Source organism: Paenibacillus sp. MZ03-122A (assembly GCF_024213325.1).
Classification (GTDB): domain Bacteria; phylum Bacillota; class Bacilli; order Paenibacillales; family Paenibacillaceae; genus Paenibacillus; species Paenibacillus polymyxa_B.
In genome coordinates, this window is the sequence record NZ_JANAVI010000005.1 from 279,705 (window position 1) to 304,203 (window position 24,499).

The following is a 24,499-nucleotide window of genomic DNA, read 5'->3' on the forward strand; positions in this document are numbered from 1 at the left end:
TTCATCATAGAAAAGAAGGGTTCCTGACTATAGGCAGGAGCCTTTTTTTCGTGTGAATTGAGCTTATTCTACGAGTCATAACATACAATCGAACAGAATGGATGAGTCTCCTGATCATTTAGCTGCAAAACGGGTATTACCTTAATAGATAAAGCTGTTGACAACTTGTATATACATGACTTAAACTTGTATATACAAGATGTTGAAAGCGTTATATTATTTTTACGCTACTTCATTTCGCAAGAAAGGAATGAGCATGAATGGAAGCAATGAACAAGACTTTAATTCCTCAAGATAAAGACTGGTGGCGTAAATCAGTAGTCTATCAGGTTTATCCCAAAAGTTTTAACGATACGACGGGCAAAGGAACCGGTGATATAAGAGGACTGACGCAAAAGCTGGATTATTTAAAAAAACTGGGTGTTGATATTGTCTGGTTGCAGCCTGTATATGTCTCACCACAACGTGATAACGGGTATGATGTAGCCGATTATTGCCAGATTAATCCCGATTATGGAACCATGCAGGATTTTGAAGAATTGAGCGAGGGAATCCGGGCGCGTGGGATGTACTTAATGATCGACATCGTGGTTAACCATTCTTCCACAGAACATGCCTGGTTTCAGGAGGCACGGCTTTCTAAGGATAGTGAGTATAGGGACTACTATATCTGGCGTGATCCAGCACCCGATGGTGGACCACCAAACAATTGGGTTTCCAAATTTGGTGGACCTGCTTGGCAATATGACGAGGCAACAGGCCAATATTTCCTGACACTATTTGATAAGACTCAGGCGGATCTAAACTGGGAAAATCCCAAAGTCCGTCAGGAAGTTGTCAATCTGCTGGAATTTTGGGCTGAGAAGGGAGTCAGTGGTTTCCGGCTCGATGTCATTAATTTGATCTCCAAAGATCAACAATTCTCGAATGATGATGGGAGCACGGTTCCTGGCGACGGACGTAAATATTATACGGACGGCCCACATGTGCATGAATACATTCATGAGTTACATGAGAAAGTATTTGCCAAACAGAATAGCGTCACTGTGGGTGAGATGTCCTCTACCTCCCTAGAGCACTGCATTCGTTATTCCAATCCAGAGAGAAAAGAATTGTCCATGACCTTTAATTTTCATCATTTAAAGGTGGATTACCCAAATGGACAGAAGTGGGAACTCATGCCATATGATTTTGAAATGCTGAAAAAGCTATTTTCGGATTGGCAAACGGGCATGCAACAGGGTGGCGGCTGGAGTGCATTGTTTTTTAATAATCATGATCAGCCAAGGGCAATCTCTCGCTTTTTGGATGATGCCCAATACCATGCGGAAAGCGCCAAGCTGCTGGCAACCACGCTACATGGTCTTCAAGGTACACCTTATATATTTCAAGGTGAAGAAATTGGGATGGCCAACCCGCAGTGGGCAGACATTGAAGAGTTTCGGGATGTTGAATCTCTGAATATGTATCGTATTTTACAGGAGCAAGGCAAAAGTGCAGAAGAAGCATTGAATATCATTCGAGAGCGGTCTCGTGATAATTCGAGAACACCGATGCAGTGGGATGGCACTCGCAATGCGGGCTTCACTACAGGCACTCCTTGGATTAAAGTAGATGAACGATATCCACAGATTAATGTTCAGGCTCAGTTAGAGGACCCGAACTCTATCTATCACCATTATCGTAGGCTAATTCATCTGCGTAAGACGGTGCAAGTCATTACCGATGGGAATTATCAACGCTTGGACGAAGCTCATCCTCAGGTCTACGCCTATCAACGCAGCAATGAAGAGGAGACTTTGATCGTCATCTCTAATTTTAGCGGACAGGATGCGCAATTCTGTATACCGGATTCATTTTATTCACGATTAATAAATCAAGCGTTGGATGCGGCTGAGCTCTTAATTGGTAATACCCAGCACGCCCCAGAGCTAAAACAAATGATCTCTTTAACCCCATATGCTTCATATATGTGGATTGTTCGTAGACTTAGTGAATAGTATGGAGACATCTAGTAGCACCCTGGGCATGTTATTTTGATAACCGGGGTTGCTACTTTAAAATGAGCAAACGTTAAGGGAGTGGGCTAAATGGCGATTGAAAGATCACAGGTAGAAGACATTATAAAAGCCGTTGGTGGCAAAGACAACATAGAGGCCTCTACGCATTGCGTAACTCGTCTGCGATTTGCCCTTTATGATGATAAGCTGGTTGATAAAGATGCACTTGAACAAAATGATCTGGTCAAAGGCCAATTTTCTTCACAAGGACAATATCAAGTCGTGATTGGCCCAGGTCTGGTGGATAAGGTATATGACGAAATGATCTCCATTACAGGAGGTAGTCGGGCTTCTAAAGACGATGTCAAAAATGCGGCAAGCAAAAAACAAAATCCAATTCAGCGTGCCATCAAGACGCTGGCAGATATTTTTATCCCCATCTTGCCGGCAATCGTGACTGCAGGCTTATTGCTTGGAATAAATAATATTTTGACTGGCAAGGGAATCTTCTTCGAAGGTATGGCTCTGGTTCAGGTCTATCCTCAATGGACCGACTTTGCTGCTATCATTAACACCATTGCCAGCACCGCCTTTACATTTCTACCTGCCTTAATTGGATGGTCGGCTGTTGTCCGGTTTGGCGGCAGTCCTTTACTCGGGATCGTACTGGGTTTGATTCTGGTTCATCCGGATCTGCTAAGTGCATACGGTTATGCAGATGCTGTTACCAAAGGAACCGTCCCGGTTTGGAATTTGTTTGGGTGGGAAGTGAACAAGATTGGTTATCAAGGACAGGTTTTACCCGTTTTAGTATCCGCTTACGTGCTCGCGCACATTGAGAAATTCCTAAATAAGAAGATAGCAGATTCATTTAAACTGTTACTTGTAGCACCGATTACATTATTAATAACGGGATTTCTGGCATTTACAGTGATCGGTCCGGTTACTTTTATGATTGGTAATGCTATTACGTCTGGTCTTGTATACGTTTTCGATTTGGCTCCTGCGCTGGGAGGCCTGATTTATGGAGGCTTGTACTCCTTGCTCGTGATTACGGGAATGCACCATACTTTCCTGGCGGTGGACGTGCAATTAATTGGTACGCAGGGTGGAACATTCCTTTGGCCGATGCTGGCGCTGTCCAATATCGCTCAGGGTGCCGGAGCACTGGCAATGATGCTGGTATTGAAGGAGCAAAAGGGAAAAGGATTGGCTCTTACCTCTTCAGTGTCTGCATTTCTGGGTGTAACCGAGCCTGCCATATTCGGGGTGAATATCCGATATAAATATCCGTTTGTATTCGCAATGATCGGTTCCGGTATTGCAGGTATACTGCTCACCGTAAATCATGTGATGGCTTCTTCCATTGGTGTGGGCGGGATTCCAGGCTTCTTGTCTATTTTCCCAAACAACTGGGGTGTATTCTTCATCGGGATGGCGATCGTGTTAATTGTGCCGTTTGCTTTAACTTTTATGTATGGGAAACTGCTAAATAAGCGCCGTCAGGCTGCACCAGCCAATGATTCCGTACAAAAAGACTCGCTTCCGCAAAATACTGCAATAGATGTGCTTGAAGTGAGGACTCCCGTACGAGGACGTGTTGTACCGCTGGAACAAGTTCCTGACCCGGCTTTTGCCGAACGGCAGATGGGGCAAGGTATTGCAGTGGAACCGAAGGATGGCAAGATTCTTGCCCCATTCAGGGGAAAAGTTATTCATATCATGATGAAAAGCAAGCATGCCTTGATTTTGGAGCATTCGACAGGTGTACAGATTCTGGTACATGTGGGGATCAATACGGTGTCACTGAAGGGTGAGGGATTCACCATGCATGTGGAGACCAATCAAACCGTGGAGCAAGGACAACTACTGATGGAATTTGACCGTGATCTGATTCAAAGATCCGGATATCCCGTCATTACACCAGTCATTGTCCCGGATGGTCAGAGTATGATTGAATCGGTTGAGGAACTGCCAGGTGAGGCAGACGATTTGCAGTATACCTTAATGAGAATTCATTTGAATTCTTTATCAGGTCATAGGAATTAAATTCAGATTCAATTCGCACAGTCTATTATAGTGAACAGGGAAGTGAAAGAATGCTACAATGAATGTGGTGATGAAAATTGACAAAGAATATATTTTTGCAAATTTATCAGGATTATTCGGGACAGATCCAGACAGGCGAATTGGCTCCAGGCACGAAAATGCCATCTGAAAATGAACTGGCCCGAGAGTATAACACTTCTCGTGAAACCGTACGTAAAGCACTTCACTTGCTTGCACAAAATGGGTATATCCATAAAATAAAAGCTAAAGGATCTTTTGTTCTGGATATTGGACGGATGGATTTTCCTATAGGAGGACTGGTCAGTTTCAAGGAAATGTCTGAACGAATTGGGCGTACATCACGAACCATTGTACATGAAAATCAGCTAATTCCAGTTCCAGATGACATAGCCAATCATCTTGAGATTGACAAAGACAAGTATTTGGTCTGGAAAGTTATTCGTGCGCGTGAGATTGAAGGTGAATGCGTCATACTGGATAAAGATTACTTTCGATCAGACATTGTACCTGTGCTTACCGAGGAAATTAGTCGTGGGTCCATCTACGAATATTTGGAGGGAGAGCTCCATCTTCAAATTAGTTATGCCAAAAAAGTGGTTTCTGTAGAAAATGCAGATGAAGAAGATCATAGGCTGATGGACCTTCAGAACTACACTCATGTGGTCGTAGTACGTAACTATGTTTATCTGGAAGACACCACGTTGTTCCAGTATACCGAGTCAAGGCATCGGCTAGACAAATTCCAATTTATCGACTTTGCCAGACGTTCCCACGGTGAAGACAAGAGAGCAGATTTTTTAAAATAACGATCATAAAATAGTTAAGAAACCCCGTCTTTTAAGACGAGGGTTTCTTTTTTACCTTGGATGCAACTGCTGAGCAGCTTGTATACTGGCATTTGAGGGATTTGAATTTGCGTTTTATCCAAAAGCTGTTTATAGAATATTAAAAGGTTATATACTGTTTAGAATACAATTCCATGATCAATGCCAATGGGAACGAGGTGTATGTTATTTATGTATAGAGTGGCTATCTGCGATGATGAGCACAAGCAGAGAGAACTTGTTAAAAATATGCTGATTACTTTGTCGATAAAGACCAGTATAGAATTTAAAGTTGAATTATTCGACTCCGGAGAACAGCTGGTATCTCATTATCAAAACCATGAGTCTCCATTCCATATCTTAATATTGGATGTTGAAATGAATGACATGAACGGAATTCAAACCGCCCAAAAAATAAGGAGTTTAAATCACCTGGATGAACAGATTGTTTTTTTAACGAGCTACCCTGAATATATGGTGGAAAGTTTTGACGTAGTCACATTTCAGTATTTAATAAAACCGATTGCTCCCCATATCTTTGAGGAAAAAATGATAAAGCTGTGTCAATATTTTCAATCTCTCGATAAAAAATTTGTTATCATCAAGTCAGCTTATGAGGAAGTGCTTTTAAAATATGATGATATCATTAGTATTGAAGTGGTCAAAAGCTTAACCATAAAAAACAAACTGCATTTTGTAACCTCTACTCAAACCTATGATAGCAAAGGGATTCTTTCGGACTATGCTTCAGCATTAAAAGAACATAATTTTCTACAAATTCATCGTTCGATTATTATAAACTTAATTCATGTGAAAAAATTTGCTGGCGGTGATGTTTTGATGTCAAATGATGTGAAGTTACCTATTGGGCGTTCTAAAATAAAAGAAGTTAAAGATCTATATACCAAATTTATGATCATGAAGATGCATTAATATGATGGAATATAATTCCCTGCTTCTTAATCTTTGCGTTGTCCTTGTTATGTGCTTTCAAGTGAATTTTTACTTTAACTCGGTTTTTGATAAGTCCAATCGAAAGCCGAACAGATTCGTGTACTTCATTGTTTTTGGGTTGCTGGATTCCTTATATTTAAGTGTTTATTTGACTCCTACGGTATCTTCGATTTTAGCATTACTTGTCATATTTAGTTTAGCGCAATCGTATACAGTGGAAATAAAGACAAAGATCATTTTTTCTATTCTTTATGCTGTATTGATAACCATCGTTAATTTTATATCTCTTTATATTTTATATGCTGTAGGCTCCGTTAAAATTAGCAACTTTAGCCATTTGAGTGGACAAGATCACTTGATATTCTCTAAGGTTATGTTACTCAGCTGCATTATCATGTTTGCTGTCATTCAGATTATACGGCTATTTGCCAAACGCAGAACCTTCCCTTTGCAGCATCGTTACTATATTTTATTTCTAATCGTTCCCATCATAAGTTTATACCAGGTCAATGTTTTATCTGTTTATAGTGAAAAGAATATGTATTATTTTGGTTCTATAATTGGCTTTATTTCCTTAAATGTTTTTATCATATATATTTTTGATAATGTCATTGAAAAATTTCAATTAATGCATGAAAATGCTCAATTACAACATCAGATGGACTACCAAGATGCCAACTACGAAAAAACGGTTCACAGCTTCAAAAATATAAAAAGAATCATTCATGATACACACCAACAGTTTTTGTATATTGAAGAATGTATCAAGAGAAATGAATTGGCAGAGGCGAGTGAACATATTAAGGTTACCTTAAATAAAATCGAAGGAGCATATCAAAGGGTTAATACCGGTAATCTGGTTATAGATGCCCTTGTCACGAATAGTCTTAATATTGGGCAAGCCAATGGCATAAAGATAGATACCCAACTTAACTTATATTCACAGAAAGTAAATATTGAACGATATGATTTATGTGTAGTTCTAGGGAACATGCTGGATAATGCCATAGAAGCATCCAAAAAGGTCAAGATTGCCGATGACAGGTACATTCTTATTAAAATACATTCCAATGAGTCTGCGCTTTTCATTCACATCCTTAATCATGTGGAAAATGAAGTGGCTCATTTGCATAGTCAAAAATCAAATCCGGATGTTCATGGCATTGGCTTAACCAATATATCTAGAATATGTGACAAATATGGTGGGAATATGACCATTGAAACGAAAAATAAAGTATTCAATAATATGGTTTTATTGCCATTTTATAAGGACATTCCTTAGACATTATGTTGTTTAGGGATTGTTTTTTACATTTAAGGGTGTTTTTTTATATAGAATCCTCGTTCATTGTATGATCAGGTCAGTAATAAAGCCTGGTGATGCTATAAGAGGAGGAAATATGGAATGAAGAAAATAATAGCTGTGTTCGTTTCTGCTATGCTTTTTGTACTGCCGATGACGAATACTTTTGCTCAAGGCACTGCTGAACCCATCAAGGAAAAGGCTCGCAGTCTAGCCTCGGAGCTGGTATCCAAATACGGTGCTAGCGGTGTGCAGTATGCCATTATGGACCAAGGAAACATTGTATTATCGGATAGCGTGGGTGTAAAGAATAAAGCAACCACCGAGCCGATCACCAAAGATACGATGTTCGGTATAGGCTCTACAAGCAAAATGTATGTATCTGCTGCAACGATGATGCTGGTCGATGCCCACAAGGTAGATATTGATCAGCCGCTAACAACATACATTAAGGATTTTAAAATGTCTGATGAAAGATACAAACAAATTACACCCCGTATGCTGTTAAATCATTCGTCAGGTCTTTACGGTGCTCACTATAAAAATAGTATGTTATTTAATGACAATGATACAGAAAATCATGATGAGCTCTTGCTAAGGTTGCAATCAGAAACTTTAAAATCAAACCCTGGCGAATATTCCGTATATACCAATGATGGATTTCAATTGCTTGAAATATTGGTTGAGCGGGTGAGCGGTCTAAGTTACACCGATTTCCTGGCAAAGCATATTAGTACCCCTTTAGGTTTGAAATCTACCAAAACACCTCTCGATCAATTTGATAGACAAAAGCTGTCCAAAACTTATTTTCCTGCGGTTGAGGGGGCTTTACCGGTTGAAAATGCCAATGTCATCGGGACAGGGGGCTTATACTCCACCGCAGAAGAGGTGGCTATGTTTTCAGAAGTATTAACGGGGAACAGACCCGATATTCTATCTGCACAATCGGCGAAGTCCATGAAAAGTCATGAATATCGAAATGGAATATGGGTACCTGAAGAGACAAACAGCTTTAATTATGGACTTGGTTGGGATGCGGTTCAGTTGGCACCGTTTAGTGATTACGGAATAACTGCGTTATCCAAGGGTGGGGATACTGTTTTGTATCACTCTACTCTGATCACCATACCAGAGCATCATATTTCTATGGCTGTGCTTTCATCTGGAGGGTCTTCCATCTTAGATAGTATTTTTGCTTCTAACATTTTATTGGAAGTTTTAAAAGATAAGGGCATCATTAAAGACATCATACCGGAGAAAACATTTGAGCCTCCTGTAAAAGTGGAAATGCCATCTGATTTACTTTCTTATTCGGGATTATACGGTTCTGTGGGTACAACCATCAATGTAGAGATTAAAAACGGTGAGTTTGACTTACCTGCTTTCTTGGATGGATTCGTCCCGGCGCAAAAATATGTGTATACAGGCAATGGACAATTCAAAAGCAATGATGGCAGTGTAGCCATAAGCTTTGACAAACAAAAAAACGGGAAAACGTATATTAAGGCTAACCTATATTTAAACATTTCGGGATTAGGTCAAATGGTTATGGTGACTTATGAATATCAAAAGCTAGATGCCAATCCTGTAAATCTCATAGTTAAAAAGGCATGGGAAAACAGAAACGGGAAAAATTATTATGCTTTGGATGAAAAGATATCTTCCATATTCTATCTGGCCCCCTCATTTATAACGAAAAAAATATCCTTTGATCATGATGGATACGCAAGTGGTACTAAAATTGTGGATGAGAATAAAGCAGTAAATGCCGTTGAGATTCCTGTTATGAGTGGAAGAGATGCATTTGATCTGAATTTTTATACCAAGGATGGTTCGGAGTATTTAACCATAGATGGACAATCCTATATCAGTGAAGATGCTGTTAAACCTATCTTGGGAGGAAAGTCAGTGTACACCATACCATCTAATGGCCAAGCCACATGGTATAAAATAGATAAAAACTCAGCCAATAAAACGATGACCGTTGATTTTTCAACAAGCGGAGGGTTCGCTGTCTATGATGAAAACGGAGCGGTTGTACAATTTTCAACTGCTAGCAATAACAATTCGATTGTACTGCCCAAAGGCGGCTTGATCGTTTTGGGCGGCAATGCAGGGGATGTATTTAAAATCAATTTGAATTAAGCATGTAGCCGCTTCTGGAAATTCAGGAACGACCGTTGCAGCGTTGAAAGGTTAAGAGATAACCGCGAATCTTAAGTCGAATTGGCCTTTATATAAGACCAATTCGACTTTTTCATTCCGCAGATGAGCCTAAATCCGTAATGGATAATTTTATATCGAAGGTTACGGGTATTTTGCTGAATTTGTAATCCCAATCATCCTTTACTTTTTTCCACACCTGAGGTTTCTCGATATGCAAATGATCACCAAAGCCGGCAACATCGACTTTATATTCTGACTGTAATTTGTGCATAACAGACTTAATCCTGCGAGTCACTTGTTCTTCAAATTCTTTCTCTGCCTCTTTCATGTTTCGTGTCTCAGTCGGGTCCGCTTTATCATCCCAGTTTTCGATTAGACGTCCTTTAGATTCAATTTTTACGTGGAACGAGATATCGTTGCCCTCGGTCACCTTGGTTGTTATTTTGCTTTTTACCGATTTGATTTCGTAAGTTATGGCTTCATTCCGCTTGTCATACGTTTTGACAGCCCCACCTTTAACATCACCGGTAATCCATCCAATACTCTCCACGTCTTGTTGTCCCAAAGTACCTATCCAGTGACCGGTATCTCCTTTAATAATCCCGGCACCTGAAAATTCTAATTCTCCATCTGATTCAGTGATGTTCTGTAATATATAGCTTTTTTTGGAGTGCATCAACCCATCCAATTCAGACAAATTGACTCCCCTCATTACCTTGCTGGTTCTGAAATGGTTACGAAGCATATACAAAATATGAATGGATGGGACCTCGTCTTCATATTTGGTAACTAAAGTGCTAGCTGCTCGATCCTTGCTTAAGAAGACCAAACAACTCGGGCGAATATCATTATCACGTAGCACAAAATCCATTAATTGCTGCATCGTCTGTTCTTTCGCCAAATCGGTGGCAACCACCATGACCTTTAGATGGTGACCAATAACCGGGCGATCCAAACGGAGAGAGAGTTGTCGAAAGATTTCAAGCAGAGAATCCCCGGTGGCTGCTATATTGACATAATTTGGTCCTTGTCCGCCACCGCCTTGCTGCTCTGTGCTTCCGGATGATTTTTTGGGGACGATTTGTAAACTGGCGGTAATTTTATTTTTCTTGAAGTAACGACTGCCTTTCTTTTCCAGATTCTGCTCTAAAGGAGTAAGCTCCCCCTTATCCAGAGCCAGTCCTGTATATATGCTGAGCTCTTCTACTTCTTTGCTGCTCCAGCAACCGATTTGAGTTATAAGTAGAATGAAAGCAAGCAGCAAGGATAGCATAGGGCGTCTACACATTTTGCTTCATTCCCTTCTTCCTGATTATGAACACGATGGAGAGAAGTACCGGAACCAGAACAAATATAACGATTCCCATGTATCCGATCGCATCGCCTAGACTAAACACTTCCATCATACGAACAGGAGTCATTGTAGAGATAAAAATAATTGGGATTAAGCCAAAAATCGCATAACGATATTTAAGACCGAACACCTGTGAGACCCCTAGGGAAGCATTGAAGAAGAAACTGCAGAAATTACAAAACATTTGCATCATCCAGATCACTAGCAGAGGAAACTCAAGCCGCTCAAAAAGAAAACCGGGGATTTCAAAACTGCGCATCAAATTGATGGTAGGCCAAGTACTTGTCACAGTGGAGTCCATCGATAACCCGCCGATCACCATAACTACGGTCAAAAAGTACAAAATTAATGGGATACTGATCCCCACTACCATGGCCTTTAATGCTTTCTCAGGGTATTGTAAAAAAGCGACCAGTGTCATGACGACTTCACATCCAGAAAAAACAAGAATAGTCGATTTCAGACCCTTGATGACAGGTAAAATCCCCTCACTCAGTACAGGACGAAGATGATCAATCTCAAAAATCCTTAAGCTAAAGACAAAACAGAGCAGCAGAAAAAAAAGACTAATTGGAAGTACAATCTGGTATAGCCGAGCGATGGGATTAATGCCGCCAAAAACCAAATAGCTTCCTACCCAGATGAATGGAATCACAATCGCCCAGATCGGAGTGCCTTCCAGCAGAAAAAACATGGTCACTTCAGCTAAAACCCGAATCTCAAAGCCGGCGATGATTAAAAAATATATAATCAATAACACACTTAAAAATCCACCCGGAATTGTGCCCACGATTCTTCTGGAATATTGATACACGGTGTTTTCAGGAAACTGTTGACTTAATTTCACCATGAGCCAGACGACCAATATGACAATACATCCACCGAGAAGGACAGAAAGCCATGCATCAGGAGTCTGTACCTTTTCAGTTACACCTCTCGGCAGTGTCAAAATCCCCGCGCCCAATACGGTATTGGTCAGGAACACAGCCGCCTGCTTGGTTGTGATCTTATCATCAGAGCGTCTAAACACCATAGCTCCTCCTTCGTCTTGGCATCATGGCCTACGTTTGGTTTGCTGAGTTTTCATCATAAGAGGTCTTCTTTTCATCATAGATATAGGAGCTCGAATATACATATCCTTCCAATCGCTTAGGCGCATAGGGGAAAAGGGCGTTACATACGGTACGCCAAAGCTTTTTAATTTCGTCAGATGGATACAAATTAACAGAAAGAACAATATGGTTCCTAACATGCCCAGGATGGCTGCAAAGAGCATGCCGACGAAACGCAAAAGACGCAAGGTAATACCCGCACTGTATGTCGGTATTGAAAACGAAGAAATGGCAGTAACCGCAACCACAATTACCAGGAAGGGGCTAACGATGCCTGCATTTACAGCAGCGTCGCCGATGACCAAGCCTCCCACAATGCCCATCGCAGGACCAATGGGTTTGGGCAAGCGAATGCCGGCTTCCCGTAGGATTTCGATAGAGATTTCTAAAATCATAACCTCAATGACGGATGGGAAGGGGACGCCTTGACGGGTTTCGATGATGCTAATGACCAGCTTGGTCGGAATCAAACCGGGATGAAACGATATAAAAGAGATGTACAAAGCAGGCCCCATAAGCGCTATAAAAGCCCCGCTAAAACGCAACAGCCGTAAAAGTGTTCCTGGAATCCAGCGCTCATAATAGTCTTCAGGTGATTGAAGCAGCATACTGAAGGTCACCGGAACAATAAGTGCAAAGGGAGTCCCATCCAGCAAAATAGCTATTCTTCCTTCCAACAAAGCATTAATGACACGGTCGGGACGCTCTGTGTTGTGAGCCTGCTGGAACGGACTTAAATAATTGTCTTCAATAAGTTGTTCCACATAACCGGATTCAGCCAAAAAATCCATGTCTATCTTTGAAATTCTGCGGGTTACTTCTTCGAGGAGATCTGGATTCACAATATCCTTTATATACGCGACAACCAGATCTTTTTTGATTCGGCTTCCCACTTGAAATTTCTTCATTTCCAGACTTTTGTTTAAGCCTTGGCGTCGAAGCATCGAAGTATTTTCACTTAATACCTCCGTAAAACCAATGCGGGGACCCCGAAGTAATGCTTCAGAGGTTGGTTCATTGACGGAGCGAATGGCGCCATTGGGCGAGCCCACCAGCAGTGCTCCCTTCATTCCATCAATTAATAAGGCAGTATGGCCTAAAAGTATAGACTCCTGCAGGTCCTCCATATCAGCAACTTCACTAATTTGCGTAAGTGGCATCAAGTTATCTTTTATAAAGGAGTTACTTATACTTTCCTGCTGTTCCTGTGGGCGCTGTGGGTCCTGCTGGCCCTCGAACATCAAGACCTCCAATACCTGCTTGCTCATAAGCTTTTCATCCTGCATACCTTCTATGAAGATTAACACGGACCGAGCATGATATTTCTTTACTACAAACTCACGAAAATGCACATCACTATTTTCGCCTATAGCCTCTCGAATCGACTTGAAGTCGGAATCATAATTCCCTGTAATTTTGGAGCTTGGTTCATGCTGTTGATCAGCGTGGCCTTCGTTATGTTCGTCGGAAAGCGGACGATCAGAAGAATGTTTGGATTTTGCCCCCTTACTGCCGACAAACGAATAAATCGATGTGTTTATATAATAAATTCCTAAAGGAATAATCAACGCGAGGCCTGCTTGAAAGAGTGTAATCCAGCTTGGAATATAAGAAATTATTTTATACCACATGATGATCACCTCCATACGATTCAATTCATGTTTCCTTAAGATACAAGTTGTTCCTAAAGTATTCCTTATAAAGGTTGTAATTACACATGAAATGGAAAGATTCGTTCGATGAATTGGGCAAGTGATGTATTTAATATTCCTGAAATTTGATTTCAGCTTCTTACCTTTATCCCTTGAAACGGAATAGGGAAATCCCTAAATATTCTTAATTTGAACTACATTGTGATTCTAGTCACATATAGCTCTATCTGCTGTATTAGAATAGAAGCATAAGCAATATTCATAGGAACGTAGGAGATGTCGTCGGATAGGGAGTATCGTCGAATGAATGGAGGAACCGGTATATGATAAACAGTAAACAGAAACTTGTGGTTATAGGGAACGGGATGGCTGGTATCAATACGGTCGAACAAATTTTGAAATTAACGGATAAGTATGAAATTACGGTCTTGGGAAATGAGCCGCATCCGAACTATAACAGGATCATGCTCTCTTATGTACTAGAAGGCAGTAAAACGATTGATGATATCATACTGAACGATTTGCAATGGTATGCGGATCAAGGGATTACTTTGTATACAGGAAAAATGGTGAAAAGCATCGACGGTGAGAACAAGAAGATTCACACCGAAGACGGACTGGAAATTGATTACGATGTAGCTTTGGTAGCTACTGGCTCACAATCATTTATTCTGCCTATTCCGGGTAAAGAATTACCGGGTGTCATCGGTTTCCGAGATATCGCCGATTGCTCGGCAATGCTTGAGGCAGCGAAGACCTTTAAAAAGGCAGCGGTCATTGGTGGAGGTCTGTTAGGGCTGGAAGCAGCTAAAGGCTTGGTCAACCTGGGAATGGATGTTACGGTCGTTCATTTAATGGAGGATTTGATGGAACGCCAGCTGGATCGGGAAGCCTCTGCGATGCTGAAAGCAGAACTAGAACGCCAGGGAATCAAGTTTGCTATGCAAATGCAAACTGCGGAGGTGTATGGTCAAGATCGGGTACAAGGGCTGCGGTTTTCAGACGGAAGCGAGCTAGAAGCGGATTTGGTCGTTATGGCCGTCGGGATCAAGCCTAATATTCAGGTGGCTGTGCAAAGTGGTATGGAAACGAACCGTGGTATCGTAGTCGATGATTTGATGAGAACCTCCGTACCGGATGTATACGCCGTAGGGGAATGTGTCGAACACCGTGGAACCTGTTACGGTTTGGTAGCTCCGCTGTTTGAGCAGGGAAGTGTCATTGCCAAACATTTGGCAGGCGCGGAAACTGAAGGTTATATGGGATCGGTAGTTTCTACCAAGCTCAAAATTTCAGGGGTGGATGTTTTCTCAGCTGGCGAATTCATAACCCAGCCTGAACATACGGTGATTGTTGCAAAGGATGAGTGGAAGCGCACATACAAAAAAGTGCTGCTTCATGAAAATAAAATTGTTGGAACTGTACTGTTTGGCGATGTAAGCGAATCTGCTAGTCTTCAAAAATATGTGCGTCAGCAAACATTGATGACAGATGAGATTTATGGACAGATCATGGGTACTGGATGTAGTAATCACGGGGCGAAAACATTATCCGCTGAAACGATGGCGGATGATGAAATTGTCTGCGGCTGTAACGGTGTGACTAAAAAGGTGATTGTGGATGCAATTAATGATAATGGACTGACCACAGTCGATGAAATTAAGGCATGCACCGGAGCAACACGTTCCTGTGGAGGATGTAAGCCTGTCGTTGAGCAAATTTTACAATATGTTCTTGGAGACAGCTTCAAGACGTCAGCCAAGCAAGGAATATGTGGTTGCACAACATTGAGTCGGGACGAGATTGTGGAAGCGATCAAAACCAAAGGGCTGACAACAACGCGTGAAGTTATGAATGTACTGGGTTGGCATAATGATGAAGGATGCTCCAAATGCCGTCCGGCGCTGAATTACTATTTGGGAATGATTAACCCGGATACCTATGAAAATGAGGGAGATTCCCGTTTTGTAAATGAGCGATTGCACGCAAACATTCAAAAGGATGGAACGTTTACAGTTGTTCCTAGAATGTACGGCGGTGTAACGACCCCAGAAGATTTGAAGAAGATAGCAGATGTTTCTCTTAAATACAACGTTAAGGTCGTTAAAGTAACAGGAGGACAGCGGCTGGATTTGATCGGTGTTCGTAAAGAGGATCTGCCTAAAGTATGGGAAGAACTCGATATGCCGTCGGGATATGCCTACGCGAAGTCACTTCGTACGGTTAAAACCTGTGTTGGATCGCAATTTTGCCGGTTTGGCACACAGGACTCGATGGGAATGGGAGAAGTGTTGGAACGAAAATTCGAACGACTGGATTTCCCAGCAAAATTCAAATTAGCAGTTAATGGATGTCCACGCAACTGTGCGGAATCTTGTACCAAAGATATCGGGATCGTAGGCAACGATGGGGGCTGGGAGATCTTTATCGGTGGTAATGGCGGTATTAAAGCGCGGTTGGCTGATTCACTCTGTAAAGTAAAAACCGACGCTGAACTGATTGATATTGTAGGAGCCGTGATGCAATTCTACCGGGAAACAGGGCAATACCTGGAACGTACTTCGGAGTGGGTGGAACGGATCGGTCTGGAAGAGATTCAGAAGGCTGTCGTTCAGGATACAGATCATCGACAAGCTTTAGTAGAACGCATCGAATTTGCACTACAACAGGTGGAAGACCCGTGGAAAAAGATCATCAATGATGAGGATACACGCAAAAATCTATTTGAGGTTGTCACTCCGTCTATTGTGTAATTGTATCTAAAATGCCTGAGGAAGGGAGCGATCAAGCAAATGATCAAAAATGCCGAATGGCTTGTCGTCGGTCACAGTAAGGATTTTCCGATTAGAATAGGGCGTACCATCTATATCAAAGGTGCTGAAATTGCTGTTTTCCGCACTTCGGAGAATGAGCTTTATGCCGTTGAAAATATCAATCCTCATCCCAAAAGAGGTCCTCTTACAGAGGCGATAGTATCTGGTCATTATATCTATGACCCTTTATATGACTGGAAAATTGATCTGAAGACAGGCCTCGTTCAGGAGCCTGATCACGGACAAGTTAAAACATTCGCCGTTTGTGAAGAGGGAGAAGAAGTTAAAGTATCACTCGAAACGGTTTAGTCCGTCTGATGGAATACAAATAAAAAAGGGCTCGACAGGAACAATCCTGTAGGGCCCTTTTTTCGTCTCGGATCAGGTAATGGTAACGCCTGCACTTGCATAACCTACGATAGTGTTTACGAGGGAAAGTCCCGTAGCTGTTGCAGAGAAGACAAGGAGCAGACGAGTCTGTGCGGTTACCGGTATAGCCAACCCGGTAGTAATACCGCTAGAGATCGTTCCCAAAGCAATAATGCCATCCAGTGGAGGGGCCAATGTAACGATAGCTCCGGGAACTGCTGTGAAGGTATTATTAGGTGTTGTGGAACTAAACAACTGGGCAGTAATCGTCGCAGTTGAACCCACGAGAGTTAACGCAGCTGTTGTACTGAAGTAACCAGCAATAGATGTAATTACGCCATCCCGTGGTACGGAAAAAGCAAAGTTGATCAGAGGTCCTACAAGTGTACCTGTGAGGTCAATGGTATCGCCTACGAGGCTAATCCCTGTTGCTGAGCTTCCAAAGCCGATCAAACTGGTGGTTCCTACCACCCCGCCAAGAACGGTTGTCAGGATAGCAGGTCCGCCCGAAGCAAACGGAATGATGGCTCCCGAACCGGTCGCTCCAGTAACACCAGCTGTGCCCGTGGCTCCGGTAGCGCCAACCGCGCCTGGCAGCCCATCAGCCCCGGTCGGTCCTGTGGCTCCCGCAGGCCCGATCAATCCATCCGCGCCCGTAGCGCCCGTGGCACCTGTCACACCCCCGGCAGGGCCCGCAGCACCCGTAGCGCCGACAGGTCCGGCAGGGCCTTCCGGTCCAGCGGCCCCGATAGGCCCTGCGGCGCCAATAGGTCCAGCTGCTCCAACTGGTCCGGCAGGCCCCACAGGCCCGGCAGGGCCGACTGGTCCAGCCGCACCGATAGGTCCAGCGGCGCCGATAGGTCCGGGAGGCCCGGGAGGCCCTTGTGTGCCTGGTCCACCTACTGGTCCAGGCACACCGCCGGGTCCCGCAGGTCCAGGAGGTCCTTGTGCACCGGGCTCCCCTGACAAGTATGTTTCACCTAATACGTTGCTAACCGTCTTTCCAGCGATTCTGATCGCGCTGATTAAGCTGTCTTTAAGAGCAGGATCGAGGGATTCTTGTAAAACGATGGACAATAGGGCATCCAGCAATTGTTGCAGTGCAGTACCTACGCCGATCGGAGAGAAGGGTGTAGCTTCTAACGCAACAATAGCAAGCTCCAGCGCTGCCAGTAAGTCTGCCTTAACCCCGCCTCTAAGTCTTAAGCTTTTCGCCAGAGACAACAAACGTCTTAAAATCTGTTGCAAGGAAGATACATTAGTCGCAGAGGGGTTTGCGAATACGATGGGGATGATCGCGGTCAATTCATTAATCAGTCTGAGAAGATCTTCGATACTTCTATTTACTCTTGTTGGTTTACAGTCTTCGTCTTTTTTTGAAGCACCACTGAACCTGAACGGTTTTTTATGTTTCATGCTCAAATATCTCCTCCTCATTCTTCCTACTGTAGAGGTGACAGGTGGTTCATCGCCCCGCTTCGCAGATATTCATAATATATTTACTGAAGCGAAAAGGGTGAATAAACAAGCAAAAATGATTGTTAAAGGCTTGTACATAAAATATACATAAAAAAATACGGCCCCCAAAAAGCATGGAGGCCGCGTTGTATGTGCGTATACTCATCTGATCTATGAAGCTTAAAACGTCTTATTTAAGAATACGTACCAGCAGTTCAGCCATCTCACCTCTGCTGATAGCCGCTTTTGGCTTGAGTGTTCCATCTGGATAACCGCTGATCCAACCGGAGGATACTGCATTCTGGAATGCTGCGGAGGCCCATGCTGCAATCTGCTGCTCATCCTTGTAGGATTGCAGTGCAGCAGTGCTGGAAATGGATGTCTGATTCTGCATCGCGTGTGACAGGATCACCATCGCCTGTTCACGGGTAAGACTCTCATCAGGTCCGAAAGTTTGAGCGGTTAGCCCTTGAATCCATCCCTGGCGATGAGCAAAATCCACGGCTGATCCAGCCCAGTGTCCCTGCATATCTGTAAATGAGGTAGAAGGGCTCTCATCTCCAGCAGTTCCCAATGCTCTGGTCAGTATGGCTACAAATTCTGCACGGCTTACAGCGCGATCAGGGCGTATGTTTCCGTCTTTATAGCCTTGTATCCAGCCTTTGTCTGCAAGAGATTGCAGGGACTTCGCTGCCCAATGGCCTTGTACATCCGGCCATACCTGAGCTAGCACTTGTGGATCTGACGAATTGCTTGGGTCATTTTGCACACTGGCATTATTGGTTTGAGTCTTGGCGTCTGTGGCGACGGCAAAGGTACCTAACCCGGTCGTATTCAGACTCACACCCGACAACATCCCTTTTGAATCCATTACAGCAGTCCCTTTTAGAATCTCACGCTCACCATTCTCATGAATAACAACAATGGAGAACTGGGGCTCTGTATTGTGTAACTCACCTAAGGATTCGTTATCCAGCGGTAGAATGATCGACGAGGTCCCAGTCACATTGGCTTTGATGTCTGTAATCGGACCCATCAGCGTCAGGCTGGATTGTTGCTCGGCCCAATCACGGATCTGCTGTGCACGTTGTACATCTGCCTGCTGGAATGACAATGTAACGTCCTGCTGGCCTGAGGCCATGCTGGCTAAGGTGTCACTGGATATCAACAGTGTTCCATATCGGGATATTACCGATGCACCAATCTTATCCCATTTATTCAGTAAAGAATGAGAAAGGATAACACGACTTAGTTGCTTCTCCTGCTCCAAACGAATGTCTGCGTATGCTTTGCCTTCGCGAAGTGCTTGCTGTATCTGCTCATCCAGGAATGCCGGCGAAGGAACAAAGAGGGAAAACTCTTTCCCTTGTTCGGAAAATCCGATCTGTGGTACGAAAGCAGATACATCCTCATTCTTATCTTTGTTAGATTTGCCTGTGTTCGCAATTACCTTGGCAGGGACGGTGACTTCTATGGCTTGCGTCAAAGCATGAGAACCATCGCTTACCCTCATAACATCCAGCATGATAGTTACAACGGAAGGAGTATCTGCTTGAATAATAGTTCCGTCTGTACGCACGATGTCTGGCTGGCTACTGCTGCTGATGGTCACACGGAAACCATCAGGTACAACAGGCAACCTGAGCAGTGTATCACTTGTTGTAGGAGCTGCTACGCTTGTGATGGAATCCGCAACGCGCTGCGCGGTTAACCCTTGCGGATACACTAGCCCTGACGGAGCACTCTTCATGCCATTTACGTTCTGCAGCACATAGTAGCTGGCTCCTTCAGGAACAGGTGTAAATGTATATCTTCCCTCTCCCGAAGCAATCCCTTCCGCTATAAGCTCCTGCTGGGCATTGTACAGCTCAAGCCGTGCGCTCGGCAACGCGCCTGTAACGATCACTGAGGCTATATCCTCAGTGCCTGCTGCGGCTGTAACAGCACGAGGCAGCACGTTTATACGGCGTTCTGCCGGTTCTGCCGTCCAGCCCCCATTGTCGCTATAAGCATAGTTCAATACGTATACGCCAGGTACATTTGTATCGACATTCCCGCTACCTGAAAGCTCAGGGATCAGGATATTGCCGTATACGCTGTCCAGTACACTGGCTCCTGGATCAGTGAAGCTATCGCCGGTTTCCAGAACAATTGGATTACTACCGTTTAGTCGTACGTAAGGTGTATTCGGTAATGCCTTTAGCACGGTGATCGTGAATGTTCTTTGTACAGAAGCTGCACCTTTAGAAATAATGGCCATTAATTGTACATTCACATCACCATCTGTATATTTAGGCCGATTCACCTGACCGCTGTTGCTGAGGATATCTGGTTGATCCGAAGACCAGTCGATCTGGGTGTCAAATGCTCCTGTACGAGGCAGAGCGATGGAATCCTTAATCCCTTGCGGATAATCCAGATTCAGTGTATTTGCTGCCAAATTTACGGCTTCATCAGCGCTTACAGGCAGTGCGGGCACGAGCAGGCTAAATGTTTTTCGTAGCTCAACCGCGCCTCGTGATACAACTGCTTCGAGCGTGATGGTCTGATCGCCCTGTACATAGCTTGGGAAGGTTACATGCCCAGTATGATCCAAGAACTGGGGTTGATTCGATGACCATGACACCTGAACACCATTCAGAGCATCTTTTGGCAAATATACGTCTCCCGTTACTGTCGTTATCGGCAGTTCAAGTGCTCTGTATGCTGCGTCTACGGCTTCAGTGTCGCTCATCGGCAGACGGAGTACGTGTGCAGTAAAATCCTTTGTTTTCGTTAAGCCTGCAAGTTGCAGGGTAGCCGTTAGGGTAACATCCGTATCTCCACTGTTATAGGAGGGTCTGGTGAGTGTTCCATCTGCTGCAATGACAAGAGGTTTGGACGAGGACCATTCGATCTGCGCTCCGGCATAACCGGATAAAGGAAGAGAAATATTTTCTGTTAGCGCAGACAAATCGCCAAGCGAGAGAGTGTCTGCTGCTTGATTTAATGTATCTTGAGCAGTGATCTTCGCTACGGTAACCTCAAAAGTTTGGGTATCTGAGGCGCTTCCCTTCGCAATCATTGCTGTCAGTTTTACTTTTCGGTCACCCAGATCATACTGTGGGCGTGTGACAGCCCCCTCGTTCGTAATGATGTCAGGAGTATCCGAACTCCAGCTCACCGTCGTATCATTCAACCCAGCGAGTGGCAGCGTCAGCTTTTGGGATACGGAATCAGCTGTATCTCCAGGTGCGAAGCCTAATGCAAGAGCAGCTTTTGCCTGTGCAACTCTCTCGGCATCGGAAAGTATGTTCACTTTAACCTCTGAGGGAGTGCTCTCCCCCTTAGCATTCACGGCCTGAACCGTGTAAATTGCTTCACCTGGCGGCAATGCTGAAGTATCTATGAATTGAGTTAAGTTACCTGAATAAAGCGTTACACTATCTCGTATGACTTTGTATGAAGTTGCATAAGGAACAGCATCCCAGCTTAACTCCACTGTATTTCCATTTTTGGTTCCTGTAAAATGACCCGGAGCCTGCGGAACGGGCAATCGCTCGCCATAAGCTGCGAATTCCATGATGGAAGCCCATTGATTGTTTCTCGCATTTCCTTGATCAATATATACTCGCAAGTATCGTGTAGTTACAGGAGTAATGCTCTTTTCAACATTAGAGCTCCCATTATTCTGGACGGTATCCACAGTCACCCAATTACTTCCGTTGCTGCTTGTTTGCAATCGGAAACTGTATGGATCACGTTGATCATGCCATCCATAATGGACACCCATACCTGTAACAACGTATCGATCTACGATATACCAGTCTCTCAGATCTACCTGAATCCATTTCTCACCGTTGCTGGCTTGATACCAGCGGCTTGTCGGTCCGATTGACCCATCCACAGCTCTGGAGGGATCATAGGGCTGGCTATAGCCACTGGTTGTGGCTGGTTTGTTAAGTACCACATTTTCCCAACCGGCAGCGTGAACCTCATTCGTCCCTATGAGCAGGAACGTACCGCCGATAAATGGCAGCAATGGAACCAGCAAGCGATAAGGTTTAAAATTGTTGCGTGTGAAGTTATTGCCTTCGAGCACGCCATCACCTCTTCTTCATTAAGTAGCACACCATTGAACATTTCATTATGGACGGGACGGGAATCCTCCTACGGTTGCAATGTAGTAATCTACATTCGGCATTGGAGAGGCTCCACGCAAATCAGGCAATGCAAATGTGGTTGTTCCATTCCCCCCAAAATTATTACCCAATAGACTGAACAGTGCTGTATTTTGCGAAATAGATAAGAGCTGACCTTCACACTTTAGCCATCCATTGGGAGCGAACGTGTAAGGATACATCGTAATTTCCCCAAGATAAGGTTCGGTCGATGCTTGAGCCTGCTTGGGACTGATCGCCGTTCCCCCTAACAAAATGACCGCTAACAAACTCAACACAGCGGCTTTCTTCCCAAAATGATTCTTCATACCTACAACTCCTTTTTAGATTCGAATAATGGCCCACGAATTCAACAAATTTGTGACATTAGTCATAGAATGAATAGATATTATCATGGAATTCCACTTTTGGCACTACAGTTCATCTATCAAATTCGCCTTTTTATTCCTTTTGTGAGTAAAGAAATTTATTCCATTGTCCATGCATCTTTTTTCTAATCCAGGTAAATCTATATACAAATCATCTGGAAGTGAAGGAGGAAAGAGTGTGTGGCAGGTCATCGGAACTCATATGCCTAAATGGAACGTGTGGATGGAAGCCTTCTTTTTATCCATCGTACCTTTGATTATTTTTCTGACGGTACGACAAATCAGAGCGATGGATGGTCGAGAGAGCAGACGTATGGAACGTTTAAAGCTTTTAGAAGAAGAAGACCGTTCGCAGCATGCAGATCATAATCCGTCTGTAAGTGAGGCTGAGAAGGAAAAGGGAACCTTTACCGAAGATTATGAAGCCAATGTAGCAAAAATCAGACAAGCCGTCACGGATATGTCGGACGTGAACGAACGATCCATTTTTCTGGAAAAATTGAACGCTGTAGGCACACTTTTTTTTGTGGATGGATTAACAGACAAGGTTGGCATGGATCAGAACATACTAAAGCCGCTGATGGATTGGGGCAGCTCCGGACAAGGCGGGGAGGATCTCCCGAGAGGGGAAGAGCTTCGGGATATGTTTATTCGTCAGGTCATGCTGGTATCGGAGACTCAGTACACGTTAGAGGTGCAGTTCTCCTTGCAAAAGGTGCTATTCGGTTCAGTCATACTCATGATTCAGGGTATACCGGGTGCTTTTGTGCTGGGCACACCCAAAGGGAGTACACGAGGGGTGGAAGACCCCATATCGGAATCGGTGCTGCGAGGACCGCGAGTTGGTTTTACCGAGACCCTCAGCGACAATACGGCAATGCTGCGCAGACATGGAGAAAGTACAGAACTGGCCATGTCGTCCTTCAAAGTGGGCAAAAGAGTGGAAAAGCAGCTGATGGTGGTGTATTTCAGAGACATTGCCGATCCGGAGCTTGTGGACGAGGTGAAACGGCGGGTTCAAACTATTGATATGGATGAGGTATTGGAGTCGGGCTATGTGGAGCAGCTTATTGAGGATAATTTTCTTAGTCCCTTTCTGCAAATCCAAAATACGGAGAGACCGGATCGGGTCATGGCTGCATTGCTGGAGGGACGTGTGGCGATTCTGCTGGATGGTACACCTTTTGCGCTCCTTATGCCTGTGACGTACGGGATGATGCTTCAGTCTCCCGAAGATTACTATGAACGATGGATACCGGGGTCGCTTATTCGATTTCTTCGTTTTATGGCAACTACGATATCTCTGTTCGCCCCGGCGCTCTATATCTCCTTTATCTCGTTTCATCCCGGACTGATTCCAACCAAGCTGGTCATTTCCATTATCAGTGCGAGACAGGGGGTTCCGTTTTCGACGCTGATTGAGGCCCTGATTATGGAGATTTCCATCGAAATTTTACGCGAGGCGGGACTACGGCTGCCCAAACCCATCGGTCCAGCGATGGGCATCGTCGGCGGTCTGATCATTGGACAGGCCGCTGTTGACGCCGGGATTGTAAGTCCGATTCTCGTTATTGTGGTAGCAGTCACAGCGATTTCTTCCTTTGCCTCCCCTGTATACAGTGCAGGGATCTCTATGCGTATTCTTCGTTTTGGGGCCATGTTCACGGCGTCTATCTTTGGTTTGTATGGAGTGATCATGTTTTTCCTGCTGCTGAGCATTCATATGGCTAAATTACACAGCTTCGGCGTGCCATATCTTAGTTTAACGGTCCCCCGTTCATTGAAGGACTGGAAAGATTACTTCTTGCGAGCACCGCTACAATTTATGAAAAACAGACCCATTCTATTGAAGCATAAAGACCCTAAGCGACAAGGATGAGTTCAACAACACAGGAG

At 43.9% G+C, this 24,499-nt stretch carries 15 protein-coding genes; 9 read left to right on the forward strand and 6 right to left on the reverse strand.

Translation table 11 applies throughout. The features are described from left to right. The first annotated feature begins 260 nt into the window (after positions 1-260). The 6 genes from treC (at position 261) to NLX74_RS13490 (ending at position 9,296) form a co-directional block, all read left to right on the forward strand. Positions 261-2,000, forward strand: a complete 1,740-nt coding sequence (treC, locus tag NLX74_RS13465) for an alpha,alpha-phosphotrehalase (RefSeq protein WP_254329035.1) — start codon at positions 261-263, stop codon at positions 1,998-2,000. 90 nt (positions 2,001-2,090) lie between these two features. Continuing rightward, entirely contained in the window at positions 2,091-4,049 is a 1,959-nt protein-coding gene (gene treP / locus NLX74_RS13470; protein WP_254329036.1) for a PTS system trehalose-specific EIIBC component, read from the forward strand. 77 nt (positions 4,050-4,126) lie between these two features. Continuing rightward, positions 4,127-4,876, forward strand: a complete 750-nt coding sequence (treR, locus tag NLX74_RS13475; protein WP_165178918.1) for a trehalose operon repressor — start codon at positions 4,127-4,129, stop codon at positions 4,874-4,876. 210 nt (positions 4,877-5,086) lie between these two features. After that, positions 5,087-5,827, forward strand: coding sequence for a LytR/AlgR family response regulator transcription factor (locus tag NLX74_RS13480; protein ID WP_254329037.1), 741 nt, complete (start codon positions 5,087-5,089; stop codon positions 5,825-5,827). A gap of 1 nt (position 5,828) precedes the next feature. After that, on the forward strand, positions 5,829-7,130 hold the full coding sequence (locus tag NLX74_RS13485; protein WP_254329038.1) for an ATP-binding protein: 1,302 nt from the start codon (positions 5,829-5,831) through the stop codon (positions 7,128-7,130). Positions 7,131-7,253: 123 nt separating this feature from the next. After that, positions 7,254-9,296 carry a serine hydrolase domain-containing protein gene (locus tag NLX74_RS13490; protein ID WP_254329039.1) on the forward strand — a complete coding sequence of 681 codons (2,043 nt, stop codon included), beginning with the start codon at positions 7,254-7,256 and terminating at the stop codon, positions 9,294-9,296. A 112-nt stretch (positions 9,297-9,408) separates the two neighbouring features. Here NLX74_RS13490 and NLX74_RS13495 read toward each other — a convergent pair whose 3' ends face one another. From NLX74_RS13495 to NLX74_RS13505, 3 genes are read right to left on the reverse strand one after another with little or no spacing between them, the layout of a single operon-like run. Next, complete coding sequence (locus NLX74_RS13495) at positions 9,409-10,605, reverse strand: Ger(x)C family spore germination protein (RefSeq protein ID WP_235307161.1); 1,197 nt, start codon at positions 10,603-10,605, stop codon at positions 9,409-9,411. Beyond that, a complete protein-coding gene (locus NLX74_RS13500) occupies positions 10,598-11,701 on the reverse strand; it encodes a GerAB/ArcD/ProY family transporter (protein ID WP_069292060.1) in 1,104 nt (367 codons plus the stop codon). The genes NLX74_RS13495 and NLX74_RS13500 overlap by 8 nt, the downstream gene beginning before the upstream one ends. 24 nt (positions 11,702-11,725) lie before the next feature. Further along, the gene (locus NLX74_RS13505) at positions 11,726-13,414 is read right to left on the reverse strand and encodes a spore germination protein (protein WP_235307162.1); all 1,689 of its coding nucleotides are present in this window, start codon (positions 13,412-13,414) and stop codon (positions 11,726-11,728) included. Positions 13,415-13,758: 344 nt separating this feature from the next. Between NLX74_RS13505 and nirB the strand changes: the two genes are divergently transcribed. Both nirB and nirD read left to right on the forward strand, forming a co-directional pair. Beyond that, positions 13,759-16,188, forward strand: a complete 2,430-nt coding sequence (gene nirB, locus NLX74_RS13510; protein WP_254329040.1) for a nitrite reductase large subunit NirB — start codon at positions 13,759-13,761, stop codon at positions 16,186-16,188. Between the two features lie 39 nt (positions 16,189-16,227). Beyond that, the gene (gene nirD / locus NLX74_RS13515) at positions 16,228-16,557 is read left to right on the forward strand and encodes a nitrite reductase small subunit NirD (RefSeq protein ID WP_254329041.1); all 330 of its coding nucleotides are present in this window, start codon (positions 16,228-16,230) and stop codon (positions 16,555-16,557) included. Between the two features lie 72 nt (positions 16,558-16,629). Here the strand turns inward: nirD and NLX74_RS13520 are convergent, their stop codons facing one another. The 3 genes from NLX74_RS13520 to NLX74_RS13530 form a co-directional block, all read right to left on the reverse strand. Next, entirely contained in the window at positions 16,630-18,033 is a 1,404-nt protein-coding gene (locus NLX74_RS13520; protein WP_254329042.1) for an exosporium glycoprotein BclB-related protein, read from the reverse strand. Between the two features lie 232 nt (positions 18,034-18,265). Then, entirely contained in the window at positions 18,266-22,156 is a 3,891-nt protein-coding gene (locus NLX74_RS13525) for an immunoglobulin-like domain-containing protein (RefSeq protein ID WP_254329043.1), read from the reverse strand. A gap of 45 nt (positions 22,157-22,201) precedes the next feature. After that, positions 22,202-22,543 (reverse strand): phage tail protein, encoded by a 342-nt coding sequence (locus NLX74_RS13530; RefSeq protein WP_235307173.1) that lies wholly within the window; start codon positions 22,541-22,543, stop codon positions 22,202-22,204. Positions 22,544-22,781: 238 nt separating this feature from the next. On the opposite strand from NLX74_RS13530, the gene NLX74_RS13535 reads away from it, so the two are divergent. Further along, positions 22,782-24,482, forward strand: coding sequence for a spore germination protein (locus tag NLX74_RS13535; protein ID WP_254329044.1), 1,701 nt, complete (start codon positions 22,782-22,784; stop codon positions 24,480-24,482). Positions 24,483-24,499 lie beyond the last annotated feature (17 nt).